13 protein-coding genes are annotated in these 17,266 nt (G+C 63.6%); 4 read left to right on the forward strand and 9 right to left on the reverse strand.

Going from position 1 to position 17,266, the window contains the following annotated elements; translation table 11 throughout:
- Nucleotides 1-166: 166 nt before the first annotated feature.
- The 4 genes from LGQ10_RS04065 to LGQ10_RS04080 are packed head-to-tail and all read left to right on the forward strand — an operon-like array spanning nt 167 to nt 4,802.
- The gene (locus LGQ10_RS04065) at nt 167-844 is read left to right on the forward strand and encodes an ABC transporter ATP-binding protein (RefSeq protein WP_226526085.1); all 678 of its coding nucleotides are present in this window, start codon (nt 167-169) and stop codon (nt 842-844) included.
- Complete coding sequence (locus LGQ10_RS04070; RefSeq protein WP_226524783.1) at nt 841-2,040, forward strand: ABC transporter permease; 1,200 nt, start codon at nt 841-843, stop codon at nt 2,038-2,040. The genes LGQ10_RS04065 and LGQ10_RS04070 overlap by 4 nt, the downstream gene beginning before the upstream one ends.
- Entirely contained in the window at nt 2,033-3,520 is a 1,488-nt protein-coding gene (locus LGQ10_RS04075; protein ID WP_058437205.1) for a TolC family protein, read from the forward strand. Before LGQ10_RS04070 ends, LGQ10_RS04075 begins: the two co-directional genes overlap by 8 nt.
- Nucleotides 3,510-4,802 (forward strand): efflux RND transporter periplasmic adaptor subunit, encoded by a 1,293-nt coding sequence (locus tag LGQ10_RS04080; RefSeq protein WP_226524784.1) that lies wholly within the window; start codon nt 3,510-3,512, stop codon nt 4,800-4,802. The genes LGQ10_RS04075 and LGQ10_RS04080 overlap by 11 nt, the downstream gene beginning before the upstream one ends.
- Before the next feature lie 169 nt (nt 4,803-4,971).
- Here the strand turns inward: LGQ10_RS04080 and LGQ10_RS04085 are convergent, their stop codons facing one another.
- The 9 genes from LGQ10_RS04085 to LGQ10_RS04125 all read right to left on the reverse strand — a co-directional run bounded on the left by LGQ10_RS04085 (nt 4,972) and on the right by LGQ10_RS04125 (nt 17,219).
- Nucleotides 4,972-6,675 (reverse strand): AMP-binding protein, encoded by a 1,704-nt coding sequence (locus LGQ10_RS04085; protein ID WP_058437207.1) that lies wholly within the window; start codon nt 6,673-6,675, stop codon nt 4,972-4,974.
- 19 nt (nt 6,676-6,694) lie between these two features.
- Complete coding sequence (locus LGQ10_RS04090) at nt 6,695-7,993, reverse strand: acetyl-CoA C-acetyltransferase (protein ID WP_058437208.1); 1,299 nt, start codon at nt 7,991-7,993, stop codon at nt 6,695-6,697.
- Nucleotides 7,990-8,883, reverse strand: a complete 894-nt coding sequence (locus LGQ10_RS04095) for a MaoC family dehydratase (RefSeq protein ID WP_226524785.1) — start codon at nt 8,881-8,883, stop codon at nt 7,990-7,992. Before LGQ10_RS04095 ends, LGQ10_RS04090 begins: the two co-directional genes overlap by 4 nt.
- A gap of 3 nt (nt 8,884-8,886) precedes the next feature.
- The gene (locus LGQ10_RS04100; protein WP_226524786.1) at nt 8,887-10,239 is read right to left on the reverse strand and encodes a 3-oxoacyl-ACP reductase; all 1,353 of its coding nucleotides are present in this window, start codon (nt 10,237-10,239) and stop codon (nt 8,887-8,889) included.
- A 30-nt stretch (nt 10,240-10,269) separates the two neighbouring features.
- Entirely contained in the window at nt 10,270-12,819 is a 2,550-nt protein-coding gene (locus LGQ10_RS04105) for an acyl-CoA dehydrogenase (protein ID WP_226524787.1), read from the reverse strand.
- A gap of 268 nt (nt 12,820-13,087) precedes the next feature.
- Nucleotides 13,088-14,530, reverse strand: a complete 1,443-nt coding sequence (locus LGQ10_RS04110) for an outer membrane protein transport protein (RefSeq protein ID WP_226524788.1) — start codon at nt 14,528-14,530, stop codon at nt 13,088-13,090.
- A 122-nt stretch (nt 14,531-14,652) separates the two neighbouring features.
- Nucleotides 14,653-15,159, reverse strand: coding sequence for an alkane oxidation protein activator PraB (gene praB, locus LGQ10_RS04115; RefSeq protein WP_226524789.1), 507 nt, complete (start codon nt 15,157-15,159; stop codon nt 14,653-14,655).
- Nucleotides 15,160-15,293: 134 nt separating this feature from the next.
- Entirely contained in the window at nt 15,294-15,785 is a 492-nt protein-coding gene (gene praA / locus LGQ10_RS04120) for an alkane oxidation protein activator PraA (RefSeq protein WP_058434931.1), read from the reverse strand.
- Nucleotides 15,786-15,941: 156 nt separating this feature from the next.
- Nucleotides 15,942-17,219, reverse strand: a complete 1,278-nt coding sequence (locus LGQ10_RS04125; protein WP_226524790.1) for an alkane 1-monooxygenase — start codon at nt 17,217-17,219, stop codon at nt 15,942-15,944.
- Between the last annotated feature and the right edge of the window lie 47 nt (nt 17,220-17,266).

The raw sequence follows: 17,266 nt of genomic DNA on the forward strand, positions 1-17,266 counted from the left end.
ACGCAGTTACTATTCAAACAATGTTTTAAAAATAATAAATAAAACCAGAGCTTGACGCAGTCCCGAAAAAAATCACCTCCATGCCCCCAAGGCGTGGTTTTTTTCAAACAGCTCGTCGAGCCAGCCGGCGCAGTAAGCAATGACAGAGACGATAATCGAGCAAGGTTTGATCTCCCTGCAGGGCATAGGCAAGAGCTATCGGCTGGCGGAGCAACCGCTCCACATTCTCAAGAACGTTTCCCTGTCCATCGCAGCCGGTGAAAGCTGCGCCATTCTCGGTGCCTCCGGTTCCGGCAAAAGCACCCTGCTGAACATCCTCGGCCTGCTGGACCTGCCCGACAGCGGCGACTATCGCTTCGCCGGCCACGACATTTTCCGGGCCAGCCCCGACCAGCTGGCGGCAATTCGCAACCAGCAGATCGGCTTCGTGTTCCAGAGCTTCAACCTGCTGCCGCGCCTCAGTGCCCTGGACAACGTCGCCCTGCCCCTGAGCTATCGCGGCGTGGCCCGTCGCGAATCCCTCGAGCGGGCCAGGCACGTGCTCGACCAGGTCGGCCTCGGCGAGCGCGCCGACCATCGCCCGGCCGACCTCTCCGGCGGCCAGCGGCAACGGGTAGCGATCGCCCGGGCACTGGTGGGCGAGCCGTCGGTGATCCTGGCCGACGAGCCTACCGGCAACCTCGACAGCCACACCGCCCGGGACATCATGGACCTGCTGTTGTCGTTGAACCGCGAGCGCCAGGTGACCCTGATCATCGTCACCCACGATCCCGGCATCGCCCAGCGCCTGGAACGGCAGATCCGGGTCAACAACGGCGTGATCCAGGAGGGCTGCCCGGCATGAGCCTGAAGGTCGAGCAAAGCGCCAGCCAGCTGCTGCACGAAGCCTTCGTCAGCCTGCGCACCCTGGGCAAGCGCTCGATCCTGGCCTTGCTGGGCATCGTCATCGGCAGCTCGTCGGTGGTGGCCCTGATCAACATCGGCCACAACGCCGCCGAGGATGCCGCGGCGATTTTCAAGGACATGGGCACCGACACCCTGGTAGCGCGCTTTCCCGCCAGTGGCGACGCTCGCACGCCAATGCCGGAGACCCTCGACACCCCGGCGCTGAAACACGCGGTCCCCAGCCTCATCAGCATCGCCCCTATCGTGTTGCTCAGCGGCCCAGTGGTCTTCAATGGCCGCACAGCCAATGCGAGCCTGGTCGGAGCGACCTCGGAGCTGGCTTCCGCCATGCGCCTGCAACTGCCCGCCGGGCGTTTCCTGTCCGACTTCGACCAGGGCGAAACCTATGCGGTGGTCGGTCACCAGATCGCCCAAACCCTGGGGACCGCGGATGAGCCGTTGAAACCGGGTGACCGGATACGGATCAACGATTACCTGTTCCTGGTCATCGGTATCCTCCAGAACCAGCCTGGCGCGGTCCTGGTACCGGTCCAGGCCAACGACTCGGTGTTCCTGCCTCTGCACGGCATGCGGCGCATTTTCGCCGCGCCACAGATCAGCAACGTGATCACTCGAGTTCAGGCAGGCCAGGACATGGAGCAAGTGGCGTCGGCCATGACCCAGGCGTTGAAAACGATCTTGCGCGGCCAAGACGTTGAGGTGCAGGTGCCGCAGCAGATGATCGACGGCATGACTCGGCAAAGCCGGACCTTCGGTTACCTGCTGATGGCCCTGGGAGGCATTTCCCTGGTGGGGGGTGGTGTCGGGGTGATGAACGTGATGCTGATGAATGTTTCCGAGCGACGCCGGGAGATCGGTATCCGCATGGCGCTCGGCGCACGCCAGCGTGACATCCGCAACCTGTTCCTGCTGGAGGCGGTAACGCTGACCGCAGTCGGCGCCTTGTCCGGCGCGGTGCTGGGAGTCGCGTCAGCCTTCATCTACGCCAGGATGTCCGGCTGGCACTTCTCCCTGGCGGCCAGTTCATTGCCGTTGGGCATCGGCAGTACCTTGCTGGTGGGCCTGTTCTTCGGCCTGTATCCGGCCGTCTCGGCCTCCAGGCTGCAACCGGTGGAGGCGTTGCGCGATGAATGACTGGCGTCTCTGGACCCTCGCCTGCCTGTGCCTGTCGAGCCCTTTCGCCCAGGCCAAGGACCTGGTCGATCCGCCTTCGGCGCCGACCATGCGCAGCAGCCATGAACGCAGCGCCTTGCTGAGCCAGCAGATCACCAACCTGACCCTGGGGGATGCTGTCTACCTGGGGCTGCGCAACAACCGCAGCATCCGCAGCTCCTACCTGCAGCGGGTGGCGCAGAAATTCGACCTGCGCGTCTCCGAAGATACCTTCAATCCCAAACTGCTGATCACGGGTAACTATCGCAGCAGCAGGAGCAGTGACGACATCGGCCAGAAAGCCAACATCACTCCGACGACGAGCCTGCTGGGGGAGTACGGAACGCGCCTGAGCATGGCCTGGACCCAGGATATGAGCCGCGCCGACCGGGCTGGCCGCAACCGCAGCGACGGCCTGGACCTGTCGATCATCCAGCCCTTGCTGCGGGGTGCCGGCAAGGATGTCACCACCGCCCCCCTGCGCATGGCGCGGATCAATGAACAGAGCAATCGCCTCAACCTCAAGGCCATGGTCGCCCAGACCATTACCTCGATCATCACTGCGTACCGAGAACTGTTGCGGTCCCAGGAGCAATTGATCATCACCCAGGACGCCCTGAAGCGCGCCCACGCCTTGCTGGATGTCAACCGTGCACTGATTGCCGCCGGACGCATGGCCGAATTCGAGATCGTGCAGACCGAGGCCGATATCGCCAGCCAGGAACTGGGGGTGGAAGAAGCGCGTAACCAGATGGATCTCAATCGCCTGTCGCTGCTGCGCCTGCTGGCGCTGGACCTGTCCTCGCCCATCCATGCCAGCGAGGCCCTGCAGGCCTCGAAGATCACCATCGACAAGAGCGAGGCCCTGCGGCTGGCCCAAGTCCAGCAACCCGAATACCTGGCCAGCCTGCTAGGCAGCCAATTGGCGGACTTGAACCTGGTGATCGCCAAGGACCAGGGACGCTGGGATGTGAACCTGGTCGCAGGAGCCAACCAGACCCGCAATCGATACGACAACGACACGCGCAACGACTCCGAGCGCAAATGGAACGGCTATACCGGCGTGGAGGTACGCATTCCCATCGGTGACCTGAGCACTCGCCAGGCCGAAGTCCGAGCCCGGGTCAATGTCGAGGACCAGGAGATCCGCCTGGCCGATGCGCGCCAGGTGCTGGAGCGGGACGTCAACAACGTGGTACGCGACCTGGGCACCCGCTGGCGCCAGTACGAGATCGCCCAGCGAGCCAGCGAGCTGTCGAAACGCAAGCTGGACATCGAACGCGACAAGCTCAGTGCCGGCCGCTCGAGCAACTTCCAGGTCCTGAGTTTCGAGAGCGATCTGCGCAATGCCGAGAATGCCCGGCTCAACGCACTGATCGCCTACCTCAACGCCCAGACACAGATGGACCTGACCCTGGGCATGACATTGGAAAGCTGGGAGATTGCGCTCAATGACTTCTGACAAGCCGCAGGCCGGCAAGCACCGACGCCATGTCCTGCAGGCACTCGCCCTGGCCGTCGGCATCGCCATCGGTGGGGTGGTCCTGGTCAATTACCAGTCCCCCGCCGCCGAACAACCAGGCAGCGGCCGCTGGGTGACGGTCCAGGGCGCGCCACTGACTCACCAGATCGGCCTGGTGGGCAAGATCGAGCCACAGAAGACCATCACCCTGACCGCGCCTTTCGAAGGCAATGTACAGGCCAGCCTGGTGGAACAGGGGCAGCGCGTCGAAGCTGGGCAAGTCCTTTTGCAGATGGACCCCGGGCTGGTGGAAATCCAGTTGCGGGATGCGCTTGCCGTCCAGCTCAAGGCCCGTCGTTCGGTCCAGGAGTTGATGGACTGGAACAATGGCGGGACGGTCGCCCGGGCACGACGGACCCTGCGCAATTCGCAGATGTCCCTGGCCAATACCGAGCGCAAGCTCCGGGAAAGCCAGAGCCTGTTCCAGCGCGGCATCATCCCGCGCAACGAACTGACCGACCTGGAACAACAGGCACAGATGCAGCGCATGGACCTGACTGCCGCCCAGGGCGAACTGCAACAGGCACTCAACCAGGGTTCGGGCGAATACCGGCAGATTGCCGATATGGAACTGACCAATGCCACGGTCAAGTATGAAAGCCTGCGCAAGCTGCTGGAGGCCAAGGATGTGATCGCGCCCTTTGCCGGGATCGTCGTGCCGCCCCCTGGCGGTACAAGCACCAATCCGGCAACGACGGCCAACGGGCCAGTACAGACCGGCGCCCACCTGGGTCTGGGCCAAGTCCTGTTCGGCCTGGCCAATATCGAACAACTGAAGATCGTCAGCAAAGTCTCGGAGCTGGATATCAACCAGCTGCATCAGGGCCAGCGCGTCGAGATCCTGGGCGACGGCTTTGACGGCGAACGCCTGGAGGGCGTGGTGGATATCGTCAGCAGCCTGGCCATACCCAACGATTCGCCCGGGGCCAGCGCCCAGTTCCCGGTGACGCTGTCGGTGCCCAAGCTGACCCAGGAACAACTGCAACGGGTGCGCCTGGGCATGAGCGCCCGGCTGACCATCATCACCTACAGCAACGACCAGGCAATCGTGGTGCCAGCCACTGCAATCCAGCGCGGCGCCGACGGCATGAGCGTGGAATTTCGCACCTCGGCCGATCAGCCCGCCAGGCGCGTACCGGTGACCGTGGGCCAGTCGACCGCCGAGGGCGTGGAAGTGTTCGGCCTGCAATCGGGCCAGGTGCACCTGCCCGAGGGCCAGTGAGCACGCTGCGGGGTCATGCCGATCAGTTGAGGAAATGGTAGGAGCGAGGCTTGCCCGCGATGGACGTCAGAGCGCTGCGTTTATCCAGTGGATACGCGCTACTGTTAACGACCATCGCGAGCAAGCTTCGCTCCTACAGGGGATCACCGCGCCCGTTGTGTTCAGCCGTTCAGCGCAAGGCCCGGCGCAGGACCTTGCCGACGGTGGTCTTGGGCAGCTCTTCGGTACGGAACTCGACATAGCGTGGCAGCTTGTAACCGGTCAGGTACTCGCGACAGTGGGCCAGGATCTGCTCCTGGGTCAGGCTCGGGTCCTTGCGCACCACGAAGATCTTCACCTTTTCCCCGGTTACCTCGTCCTCGATGCCAATGGCCGCCACTTCCGCCACCCCCGGATGCAGGGCCACCACATCCTCGATTTCGTTGGGATACACGTTGAAGCCGGAGACCAGGATCATGTCCTTCTTGCGATCCACCAGGCGGATGAAACCCTGCTCGTTCATCACCCCGATATCGCCGGTGGAGAGCCAGCCATGGCGATCTAGGACCTTGGCGGTTTCCTCGGGACGCTGCCAGTAGCCCTTCATCACTTGCGGACCGCGGACCTGCAACTCGCCCTCCTCGCCGATCTGTGCCAATTGGCCGTCCTCGCGCATGAAGCGCACCCAGGTCGATGGCAGCGGCACCCCGATGGTGCCGCTGAAGTCGCTCTCGCGCATGCGGGAAATGTCGATCGGGCTGATGCTCACCACCGGCGAGCATTCGGTCAGGCCATAGCCCTCGACGATCGGCACCCCGGTCACCTCCTTCCAGCGCCGGGCCACCGCGGTATGGGTGGCCATGCCACCGGCGATCGAGAGTTTCAGATCGGAGAAGTCACGCCCTCGAAACTCTTCGTTTTCCAGCAGGCCGTTGAACAGGGTGTTGACGCCGACGATGCCGCTGAACTTCTCCTTGCGCAGGATCATCTGCACCCGTTTCACGTCCCGGGGGTTGGCGATCAGGATATTGCGCCCGCCCAGGCACATGAACATCAGGCAGTTCACGGTCAGCGACAGTACGTGGTACAGCGGCAGCAAGGTGACGTTGGTTTCCTGCTGGTTTTCGTCCAGCTGGTCACCGACCCAGGCCTTGGCCTGCATCAGGTTGGCCAGGATATTGCGGTGGGTGAGCATGGCTCCCTTGGCATCCCCGGTGGTGCCACCGGTGTACTGCAAGAAGGCAATGTCGCCCTGCGCAAGGTCCACCGGCCGGTGTTCCAGTACCGCCGCCAGCTTCATCATCGCCGGGAAGCGGATCGAGCCCGGCAAGTTGAACTTGGGCACCTGCTTCTGCACATGGCGCAGGACGAAATTCAGCGCCGCGCCCTTGAAGGTGCCCACCAGGTCGCCGATGGAGGCCACCACGATGTTCTTCAGCTTGCTCCCGGGCATGGCCTGTTCCAGGGTGTGGGCGAAGTTCTCGAAGATCACCACGGTCTCGGCGCCGCTGTCCTTGAGCAGATGGCGCAATTCGTGAGCGGTGTACAACGGGTTGACGTTGACCACCACTGCCCCCACCAGCAGGGTGCCGAACAGGCAGATCGGATATTGCAGGCTGTTGGGCATCATCAAGGCCACCCGGTCGCCCTTCTTCACCCCTTTGGACTGCAACCAGGCGGCGAAGGCGAACACCCGCTTCTCCCACAGGTCGTAGCCCATCTCGGTGCCGATGCTGACATAGGCCACCCGTTGTCGATACTTGTCCACGTGTTCGAGAAACACTTCGCGCAACGACGGGTAACGGTCGATGTCGGCTTCGATATCGCTGGGTACACCCTGCATATAGGCACTGAGCCAGATACGCTCGACGGGTTGCAGGCTTACGACGCTCATTGGCAGTCTCCTTGTTATTTTATTTTTCGACGATAGCGGTGACGCCCAGGCCGCCTGCTGCACAGACGGATATCAGTCCGCGGCCTCCACCGCGTTCGTGGATCGCCTTGGCCAGGGCCGCCAGCAGGCGCCCACCAGTGGCGGCGAAGGGATGCCCGCAACCCAGGGAGCCGCCGTTGACGTTGAGCTTGGCGCGATCGATGCTGCCCAGCGGTCCTTGCAGCTCGAGCTTGTCCCGGCAGTAGTCGGCATCCTCCCAGGCCTTGAGGGTGCACAGCACCTGGGCGGCGAAGGCCTCGTGGATCTCGTAGAAGTCGAAGTCGCCAAGCTCCAGCCCCTCCCGGGCCAGCATGCGCGGCACGGCATAGGCCGGTGCCATCAGCAGGCCTTCGCTACCATCGACGAAGTTCACTGCCGCGGTTTCCCCGGTCCGCAGGTAGGCCAACACCGGCAGGTTGTTGGCGGCGGCCCATTCCTCGCTGGCCAGCAGTACCACCGAGGCACCATCGGTCAAAGGTGTGGAGTTGCCGGCAGTCAGGGTGCCGTTGTCGCGATCATAGGCTGGCCCCAGGCCGGCGAGTTTTTCCAGGCTGGCATCGGCCCGCAGGTTGTTGTCCCGCGCAAGGCCGCGATAGGGCGTCAGCAGGTCGTCGAAAAAGCCCCGTCGGTAGGCCGCATCCAGGCGCTGGTGGCTGGCCAGGGTCAGTTCGTCCTGGGCCAGGCGCTTGATCTGCCAGCGCTTGGCCATTTCTTCGCAGTGCTCGCCCATGGACAGACCGGTGCGCGGCTCGCCATTACGTGGCAGCAGCGGCTTGAAGAACATCCCCGGACGTACCTTGAGCAGGCTGCGCAGCTTGTTGCCGGTGCCCTTGGCGCGGTTGGCCGCGAGCAGGGTCCGACGCAAACCCTCGTTGATGCCGATGGGCGCATCGGAGGTGGTGTCGGAGCCGCCGGCAATCCCCACTTCGATCTGGCCCAGGGCGATCTTGTTGGCCACCAGCAGAGCCGCCTCGAGCCCGGTGCCACACGCCTGCTGCAGATCGTAGGCCGGGGTCTGCGGCGACAAGGTGGTTGACAGCACGCACTCGCGAGCCAGGTTGAAGTCCCGCGAGTGCTTGATCACCGCTCCCGCGGCGAACTCCCCCAGGCGCTGTCCGGACAGCCCGAAACGGTCCACCAGGCCTTGCAGCGCCGCCACCAGCAGGTCCTGGTTGCTGTCGTTGGCGTACACCGTGTTGGAACGGGCGAACGGAATCCGGTTGCCACCGATGATTGCCACCCGGCGCACCGGCGCCGGATTGAAACTGTACTCAGTCATTGCCCAGCTCCCCAGGTCAGTAGGCCGCGCATGTGGGGCTTGTCGCCCGCGTTGTTGCGCACTTCGAATTCATGGTGCGGGCCGTCGGGCACGCGGTTCCAGAGGGTCACCGAGGCCGGCAGGAAGATCGGCAGCTTGAACTCGCAGTCCAGTTTCGCCGCCGCCAGCGGATGCGGTGGTTGCTGCGCTGCCAGGGCCCGGCCCAGGGTCCACATGCCGTGGGCGATGGGCCGGCGAAAGCCGAACAGCCGGGCACCGAGCCACGAAGTGTGGATCGGGTTGAAGTCGCCGCTGACCTTGGCGAAACGCCGCCCCAGGTCCCCGGCCAGGCTCCAGCGCTGGGTGCGCACCAGGGCCTGTTCGTCCAGCTCCAGCGCGCCCGCCCAGGGTTCGCCCACAGGACCGGAGACACCGCGGCGCAGGTACAGGCTGTCGCCCTCCCAGGCCAAAGCGCCGCCACTGTAGGCTCGCGTGGCAATGGACAGGGCCTGGCCCTTGGGGTGGGCTATCCAGCGCCCGGCGAACACCTCCAGGCGCAGGGCCTGGCCCTCCTCCAGGCGCTGATGCTGGTGGATGCGGTTGGCCAAGTGGACCATGCCGCTGGCCGGATAGGGAAAGGTCCGGCTGGTGAGCAGCAACAGGTGCAGGGGAAAGGCCAGGGTATGGGGAAACGACAGCGGCACCCCATGCTCGCGGCGGAACCCGCAGGCCTGGGCATACCGGGCGACCTGCGCCGCCTCGAGTTCCACCGCCGGGCGTACCAGGCGTTCGATGGGCAGCTGCGGCGCGGCCTCCAGCTTGGGCTTGCGCAAACCGCGCAGGCCGTCGTAGAGCAACTGGCCCCGGGACGGTGGCGGTTCGATGATGCGGATCGTGGAGTCGGCATTCATGATTCAGGCTCCCAGCAGGCTTTGCCCGCAGACGCGGACCACCTGCCCGTTGATCCCACCGGAGGCTGGATGGGCCAGCCAGGCGATGGTTTCTGCCACGTCCACTGCCTGCCCGCCCTGGGACATGGAGTTCATCCGCCGCCCCGCTTCGCGGATCATCAGCGGGATCTTGGCGGTCATCTGGGTTTCGATGAACCCCGGGGCCACGCCATTGACCGTGATCTGCTGGCGGGCAGCCAGGGGCGCCAGGGCCTGCACCAGGCCGATGACTCCGGCCTTGGACGTGGCGTAGTTGCTCTGCCCGAGGTTGCCGGCGATTCCGGAAATGGACGATACGCAGACGATCCGCCCGCCCGGGTTCAGGCCCTGCCCCTCCAGCAGCGCCTGGCTGAGTAGCAGCGGCGCCTCCAGGTTGACCGCCATGACCTTGCGCCAGCCGGCCTCGGTCATCTTCGCCAGGGTCTTGTCCAGGGTGATGCCGGCGTTGTGCACCACGATATCGAAGGCCCCCTGCTCGCCCACGAACGCCAGCAGGCGCTGGCCTGCGTCGGCCGCGGTGATGTCCAGGGCCAGGGCGCTGCCCCCCAGGCTGGCGGCGGCTTGCTGCAGCTCGGCCTCGCTCTGCGGGATGTCCAGGCACACCACCTGGGCCCCTTCGCGCGCCAGGACCTTGGCGATGGCCAGGCCGATGCCGCGGCAAGCTCCGGTGACCAGTGCCCGGCGTCCTTCCAGGGGCCGGTCCCAATCCAGTTGCCGGAGCACGTCCACCGGCTCGCCGATGCGCACCACCTGGCCCGAGACATAGGCCGAGCGCCGGGACAGGAAGAAGCGCAGGCTGCTTTCCAGCTCGGCCTCGGCACCAGGCTCGACATACAGCAGCTGTACGGTGATGGCCCGGCGCAGCTCCTTGCCCAGGGAGCGCACGAACCCTTCCAGGGAGCGCTGGGCCACGGACTGGGCCAGCTGCGTGCAATGTTCGGGGGCAGTGCCCAGGATCAGCACCCGACCGTGGAGAGTCAGGCGCCGGACGTTGGCATGGAAAAAGCGATACAGCTCATCGAGCTGGGCCACGTCGCCCAGCCCGGTGGCATCGAAGACCACGCCCTGGACCTTCACGGTGGACGGCGCGTTGATGCTTGCGGCCTGGGCCGCCACGATGTCGGTGGCGGCGAAGATCCGTTGCAGCTCGCCCAGCAGGCGCCCCTCGGGCGCCGCGGCGAGGATCACCGGGTTGATCAGGTTGCCGCCCTGCCCCTCGCGATGCCGTTGCAGCGGCACCGGTTGTGGCAGGCCGACGCGCTGGGCCAGCCAGCGCCCCCACCCGGAATTGACGAGCGAAAGATAACCGTCAGACATATAAGGTTCCCAATCAAAACCAGTAGAGGGTCAATAGGCCGAATCGCTGGCTGCCACGGCGTCTTCGCTGCTGGCAGTGCGTTTGCGCGAGGCCGGCTTGGCGCCTTGTTCGAAGTGCGCCTGGCGTTGCTGCAAGGCTTCGAGCAGGCCGAAGTCCTGCGGGAAGTCGTCCACCTGGATCGCGTGGTCGCCGTACTCCACATAACGGTCGAGCAGTTCGTCCTCGTCCTGGCTGATCAATTGCAGTTCCAGGGCCTTGCCCCGCCAGACGTTGAAGGCCTCGCGGGAGATCGGCAGCGGCCCCAGGGTGCCCTGCTTGACCGCCGGCTTGAGCCGCGCCTCGATCAGCTCCACCTGTGGCTGCAGGCGGAACGCCAGTTCGCCGTAGGCCAGCTTGTCGATGTCCGGTTGCGGGATGTAGGAGTCGGCCAGCAGGCGATCGCGGGTCGCACCCGGGGTCTGCACCAGTTCGGCGACATCGGCCAGCAAACGATCGCTGGGTTTGTGCTGGGGGATGCCGAACGGGAAGCTCAGGCCACGAATGATCCGAGCCGCCGCCTTGGACGGATAGTTGTCCAGCACCTCGGCCAAGGCCTCATGGGCCCGCAGCAAGGCATCCTGGGCCGCCCAGTGCACCAGGGGCAGATCGGCCTGGGGGCGCCCGTCGTCCTCGAAGCGCTTGAACACGCAGGACAGGATGTACAGCTGGGACAGGATGTCGCCCAGGCGCCCGGTGATGCTTTCCTTGCGCTTGAGTGCTCCGCCCAGTACGCCCATGGAGATGTCCGAGACCAGGGCTAGCACCACCGACAGGCGCTGGACTTGCCGGTAGTAAGGCGCCAGGGCCTTGTCCGTGTTGGCCGGAGCCTTGATCAGGCGCCCACCGGTAACGGCGTGCACGGCGGCGCGCACGGTATTGGCGAAAACGAAGCTGACATGGCCGAACATCGCGCTGTCGAAGTCTTCCAGGCCCTTGCGGCTGGTGTCGCGAGCCGCCTCCATCTCGCGGAACACATAGGGATGGCAACGGATCAGCCCCTGGCCGTAGATGATCAGGCAGCGAGTCATGATGTTCGCGCCTTCCACGGTAATGGCGATCGGGCTTTGCTGGTAGGCGCGGGCCAGGAAGTTGTTGGGTCCCATGCAGATGCCCTTGCCCGCGACGATGTCCATGCCGTCGTTGACGATGATCCGCGCCCGCTCGGTGACGTGGTACTTGGCGATGGCCGAGATCACCGACGGTTTTTCGCCAGCATCCAGCGAGGCCACCGAGACCCGCCGTACGGCATCACAGGCATACAGATGCCCGGACATGCGTGCCAGGGGTGCCTGGACCCCTTCGAACTTGCCGATGGGCAGGCCGAACTGCTTGCGCATCGCCGCATAGGCGGTGGTGCCGCGGACCGCGACCTTGCCCAGGCCGACGTTGGACGACGGCAGGGAAATCGCCCGCCCGGCTGCCAGGCATTCCATCAGCATGCGCCAGCCATTGCCGACCTGCGCCGCGCCGCCGATCACCCACTCCAGGGGAATGAACACATCCTTGCCGGTGGTGGGGCCGTTCTGGAACACCGCGTTCAGCGGCCAGTGCCGGCGCCCGGTGTTCACCCCGGGATGGGTGGTGGGGATCAGTGCACAGGTGATGCCCAGGCTGCCTTTCTGGCCCAGCAGGCCGTCCGGGTCTTCGGCGCGAAATGCCAGGCCCAGTACCGTGGCGATGGGCCCAAGGGTGATATAGCGCTTGTCCCAGGTGACACGAAAGCCCAGGACTTCCTCGCCTTCGAACTGGCCCTTGCAGACCACGCCGGTATCGGGAATGGCCCCGGCGTCGGAGCCGGCATAGGGGCTGGTCAAGGCAAAGCACGGGATGTCTTCGCCACGGGCCAGGCGCGGCAGGTAGTGCTGGCGCTGGGCCTCGGTGCCGTAGTGCAGCAACAGTTCGGCCGGGCCCAGGGAGTTGGGCACCATCACCGAGATCGCCGCCGCCGAGCAGCGGGTGGAGAGTTTCATCACCACCTGGGAATGGGCGTAGTGCGAGAAGCCCTTGCCGCCGTACTGCCTGGGAATGATCATCCCCAGGAAACCGGCGTCCTTGGTGTACTGCCAGGCCTTGGGCGACAGGTCCTGCCAGACCTGGGTGGTTTCCCAGTCGTTGGCCATGTCGCACAGGGTTTCCACTTCGTTGTCCATGAACGCCTGTTCCTCGGGGCTCAGGCTGGCCGGCGCGGCGCCCAACAGGCGCTTCCAGTCAGGCTTGCCGCTGAACAGCTCGGCATCCCACCACACGGTGCCCGACTCGATGGCCGCGCGCTCGGTATCGGACATGGCCGGCATGATCTTGCGAAACATCGCCAGGGCCTTGCGGGTGAGCAAGGCGCGGCGCAGGGGCTTGACCGTCAACAACGCCGCCGGCAGCACCACCAGCAGCACACCCAGACTCAAGCCCAGGGTGCCCACCAGGCCCAGCAGGTACCCGGCCGCCAGCCAGACCAGGCCCGTGCCCAGCCACAGGGCTGCAGTCGCCTGTCGATAAGCCAGGGCCAACGCCGCGGCAACTCCCAACAATAACCAGACAATCATGGAATACCTCTCTTGTTCTAACGAGACAACTCCTTGGAGCCCGGGCGTTGTGCCGGCCCCTCGGAAACCACACTACAAAGGAACCAATCGCGTTTCAAATTTTATTTTGAAATTTTTATTTAAGGCGTTCGAGCAAAACAAAATGGCTGAACAAAGTCAGCCCGGAGTGTCGGAACATGATTTGAAACAGGCTCAGTAGCGGCCTGTTCAGCCAACGGCAGCAACCCAGTCTTCGGGCAGTGCCGTTGGCTCTCGCAGCGTGTGGACCTTAGAAGTGATAGGTCGCGGACAGGCTCACTACCTCGCCCTTGGCATTGACCTTGCCGTCCAGTCGCGAGGCACCAAGACGATCCACGTTCTGAGTCTTGATCTTGGCTTCCTTGACGAATTGCCGTGAGTAGGCGCCGTCGATGGTCAGGCCTGGGATGGCCTTGATGTCGTAACCAAAACCCAACGAAGTGAACCAGCGATCGTTGTCCGGGATCCGCGGGTCGCGGGTCGAATTCCGAGTAGGCGTCTGGTCGAACGCAACACCGGCACGCAGTGTCAACTGGTCGGTGAACCGGTAGTCACCACCCAGCGAGTACATCATGGAGTCTTTATATTTATATGGTATGGCCACGAGGGTGTTGCCATCGGACTTGAGGGTCAGGTCCTTGAACGATGACCATTGGGTCCAGAGCATGCTGGCGCCCAGGGTGAAACGGTCATCGAACACATGGACCCAGTCCAGGCCGACAGTCGCCGGGATATCCAGCTGGGCGGTGGCGTTGGCTCCACCTGGATTGAGCTTCAGGCCGGGATAGGCCAGCTCCACCAAGGTCTCACCATTGGGCCCGGCCGGTTGGGTCATGTACTGCATGCCCACGGCATCGGCATAGATGTTGTACTTGCCCTCCATCTTGTTCTTGATCTTGGCGTGATAGTTCAGGCCCAGGGTATCGCGGTCCGTGGGTTTCCAGACCACGCCGGTGAACCAGCCAACCGAGGTGTTATCCACCTTGACCCGCATCAGGTTCGCACCGACCCCTGATGGAATATTCGAGCCAATATTTGGAGACACGGCAGCCGCGGCAGTCAGGTTGAGGTTCTGGCTGACGAAGCCCTTGCTGTGCTGGACAATAACGCCGGCGCCCAGGGAGAAATCGTCCCGAACCTTGAACGACACCGAGCCGGTCAGGCCCACGGTTTCGATCTTGGTATCGACCGCGAAATCACGGATCTTGGAGTTGTTCTGGTCCCAGGTGCTGCGCATGCCCATGGGCACCACCTGGCTGAGACCGAAGGCGAACCGATCATTGATCGGCATCACCATGAAACCTGTTGGCAACCAGGCGGTGAAGCCACCCTGGCCACCGTTGCCATCCAGGGGCGCCGGGGCACTTGGTACACCGTTTCCATCCACCGGCATGATGGTTGCCGGATTGCCCTGGTAATCGAAGGCATCGCCTTTGTACTTCATCTTGATGCGGGCATAGTCGACCGTCATCTGTGCCACGTTCTGATCGATGAACGCCATCGCCGCCGGGTTGTTGAACGCCGCGCTGGGATCATTCTTGAACAGCGAACCACCACCAAAAGCCCGGCCCCACCCTGGAGCACCATAGGTGGGCGTGGAGAAGCCACCTGCCTGCACGGTCTCGATAGCGCCGAAACTCCCCAATATGGCCAGTGCTACTGCGGCCCGCAGCTGTTGTTTCTTATTATCCATGCCCCACTCCTTATTATTATCGATAGCAACCGACGCTGCAGGGCGGCCCTTGTCTGCAGATCACCGCCTCTTGCGAGGCGGTGTCCTTCAGCGGGTGATCAGCCCTTGGTTCCAGGCAATGCTTAAATCACTTTCGCTTTTGGCGACGGCTTGGCGTTCAGGACATCGACGGTGCAACCACCGGCCAGGGACTGAGGCGAGCTCAGGCTGATGGCGTTGGTGGAGTTGCTCCAGGCCACGTTGATAGTGGTCGGGCCGCAGTTGGTGGCCGGGAAGAACGAGATGCTGTAGCCGACGTTGGTCACGGTACCTGCGGTAGTCGAGGAGGCGCTCAGGAGCCATGGCAAGCCGGTGATCTTGGGCAAGTTGCACAGTGCATTGCTGCCACTGACAGTCGCCCCCGTGATGCTGGCCACGCCGTTGTTGATGGTGCCGCTGAAGTTGATATCGCAGGTTACAGCTGCGCCAAACGACGAAGGCGAACGTACGGTGAGGCTGCCACCCGGAGTGGTGAAGTTGCCGCTCGTGGCTCCGCTATCGAAAACGATGCTGGCAGCGTTCGCCATGGAGGCAGCGCCCAGGCAGGTGAAAAGAGCAGTAGCGGACACGAGAGTTTTGATGCCTTTCATTGTTGTTTTTCCTCACATGTATGGCGATTTATTCGCCGGGGGTTAATGGCCCTGAACGAGATGACACGGAGAACAACGACCGAGCTTCCCTTTCCAGCCAAATCTTAAATTCGCTTTATGTGCAGACCGCTAGTTCAGGGCGCTACCCGGAATGTGGGTGGCATCTGGATCGACACAGTCTTGATGGTGCAACCACCGTCGAGGCTGACCTGGGTCGCTTCGAGCTTGCCGGTGGTGTTGTTCCAGCTGCCTTCGGCGGTGGTCGGGCCACAGTCGCCGCCCACCAGGGGCGCGTGCACGGTGACCTGGATGCCTGACATGGCGCCGCTGGTTTCATTCTTGGCGACCAGCTTCCAGGGCAAGTGCGTGGCCTCGACCTGGCCACACTTGAGCCCGCCGCTGAAATCGACTTTGTCGACGCTGGCGTAGCTGCCGTCGGGGCTGACCTTGCCACTGACCTGGATGGTGCAGTCGGCATTGATGATGCTCTTGGCGAAGCTGATGGGGCCCTTGGCGGTGAATTCGGTATTGGCCGGTTCGATGCGCGCGGCCTCTGCCGCATTCATCAACGACACTCCCACCAGGACGATGAACAGACGAGCGGCGAATAGAGGTGAGATAGGCATCCGTGACTTCCTTACAGTTGCTTATTGTTGTTGTCGGTCAACATGTTCAAGGACTTCTGTCTTGCTCTGCTCACCGTTCAAGAGGGCGAATCGCGGGCGAACGCTACCGGTTCACGAGCACTTGAAGTGGTGAGCAGCACAACCGTGGAGCGGTTCTCAATCTGTTGCGTTGAAGCCGTATTGCTTGAGCAGCTCGGCGCGCTTGGCCGGATGGATGTTGGCCAGCCGCACATCACCCGAGTAGTGGGCCAGCACCCGATGATCCATCAGCCGACGCCAGAGGAACGGCACATAGGCCCAGACGATCATGGTGGCGTAGCCGTAGGGCAACTGTGGCGATTCGTCGAAGTGCCGCAGGGCCTGGTACGACCGGGTCGGGTTGGCATGGTGATCCGAATGCCGCTGCAGCTGGAACAGGAAGATGTTGGTAACGATCCGGTTGCTGTTCCAGGAGTGGCGTGGCGAGCAACGCTCGTAGCGACCATTGGCTTGCTTCTGGCGCAGCAGGCCGTAGTGCTCGACATAGTTCACCACTTCCAGCAGTGAGAAGCCGTAGATGCCCTGGATCAACAGGAAGGGAATCACTGCGGCACCGAGCCAGGCGATCAATACCCCCCACAACACCAGGCTGTAGGCCCAGGAGCTGAGAACGGTGTTCTTCCAGTGCAGGGTCGGCAAGCCCAGCTTGTGCAGGCGCTCGCTTTCCAGGTGCCAGGCCGAGCGCAGGCTGAGCCATACGGTGCGTGGCAGGAAGCTCCAGAATGACTCGCCCAGGCGTGAACTGGCAGGGTCTTCCGGCGTGGCCACACGAACGTGGTGCCCACGGTTGTGCTCGACGAAGAAGTGTCCGTAGAAGGTCGAGGCCAATGACAGCTTGGCCAGGAACTTGGCCATCGGCCGGTTCTTGTGTCCCAGTTCATGGGCGATGTTGATGGCGATGCCGGTGGCCGCACCCGTAGACATGGCCATGCCGATGTAGGTGAACCACCCCACGCTGCCGTGCAGTTGCGAGCGCTCGGTAAGGAACGCGGCGAAACTCGCCAGGCTGCCATGCAGGTGCAATTGTTCGCTCAGCTGGACCAGGCCGCCCGCGATGATCCAGTCCACACCGTGGATTGCCATCCAGGCGGTGAAGATCAGGGACACGACCGAGAGCACCGCACAGCTGTAGACGATAAAGCGGTAGTAGGGTTGTTTTTCCAGATCCGGAACGGCGGATTCGGGCGGGTTGCTGGTGTCCTCGCCGATCAGGCCGTCGATCAGGGGGATCAGGCCGAAGATCACCAGCACTCCGGTCCACCAGAACACCTGAACACCGGTGGCGAGCGCGAAGAGCCCGGCCAGCAGAGGAGTGATCATCGGCAGGGTGCCGAGCCACCACAGGTGACGCTTGCCATCGGTCCAGACTTGAGGTGCTGCCACGGAAACATTCATGGCAGCCTCCGCAGGATGGCAGTCGGCAGGGATGCTATAAAGGAAAG

This window comes from Pseudomonas sp. L5B5, from assembly GCF_020520285.1.
Classification (GTDB): Bacteria; Pseudomonadota; Gammaproteobacteria; order Pseudomonadales; family Pseudomonadaceae; genus Aquipseudomonas.

Excerpts from the sequence above, each read along its gene's own strand:
- LGQ10_RS04070 (WP_226524783.1), top strand. The coding sequence starts at position 841 with ATGAGCCTGAAGGTCGAGCAAAGCGCCAGCCAGCTGCTGCACGAAGCC.
- LGQ10_RS04075 (WP_058437205.1), top strand. The coding sequence starts at position 2,033 with ATGAATGACTGGCGTCTCTGGACCCTCGCCTGCCTGTGCCTGTCGAGC.
- LGQ10_RS04080 (WP_226524784.1), top strand. The coding sequence starts at position 3,510 with ATGACTTCTGACAAGCCGCAGGCCGGCAAGCACCGACGCCATGTCCTG.
- LGQ10_RS04085 (WP_058437207.1), bottom strand. The coding sequence starts at position 6,675 with ATGAGCGTCGTAAGCCTGCAACCCGTCGAGCGTATCTGGCTCAGTGCC.
- LGQ10_RS04090 (WP_058437208.1), bottom strand. The coding sequence starts at position 7,993 with ATGACTGAGTACAGTTTCAATCCGGCGCCGGTGCGCCGGGTGGCAATC.
- LGQ10_RS04095 (WP_226524785.1), bottom strand. The coding sequence starts at position 8,883 with ATGAATGCCGACTCCACGATCCGCATCATCGAACCGCCACCGTCCCGG.
- LGQ10_RS04100 (WP_226524786.1), bottom strand. The coding sequence starts at position 10,239 with ATGTCTGACGGTTATCTTTCGCTCGTCAATTCCGGGTGGGGGCGCTGG.
- LGQ10_RS04105 (WP_226524787.1), bottom strand. The coding sequence starts at position 12,819 with ATGATTGTCTGGTTATTGTTGGGAGTTGCCGCGGCGTTGGCCCTGGCT.
- LGQ10_RS04110 (WP_226524788.1), bottom strand. The coding sequence starts at position 14,530 with ATGGATAATAAGAAACAACAGCTGCGGGCCGCAGTAGCACTGGCCATA.
- praB (WP_226524789.1), bottom strand. The coding sequence starts at position 15,159 with ATGAAAGGCATCAAAACTCTCGTGTCCGCTACTGCTCTTTTCACCTGC.
- praA (WP_058434931.1), bottom strand. The coding sequence starts at position 15,785 with ATGCCTATCTCACCTCTATTCGCCGCTCGTCTGTTCATCGTCCTGGTG.
- LGQ10_RS04125 (WP_226524790.1), bottom strand. The coding sequence starts at position 17,219 with ATGAATGTTTCCGTGGCAGCACCTCAAGTCTGGACCGATGGCAAGCGT.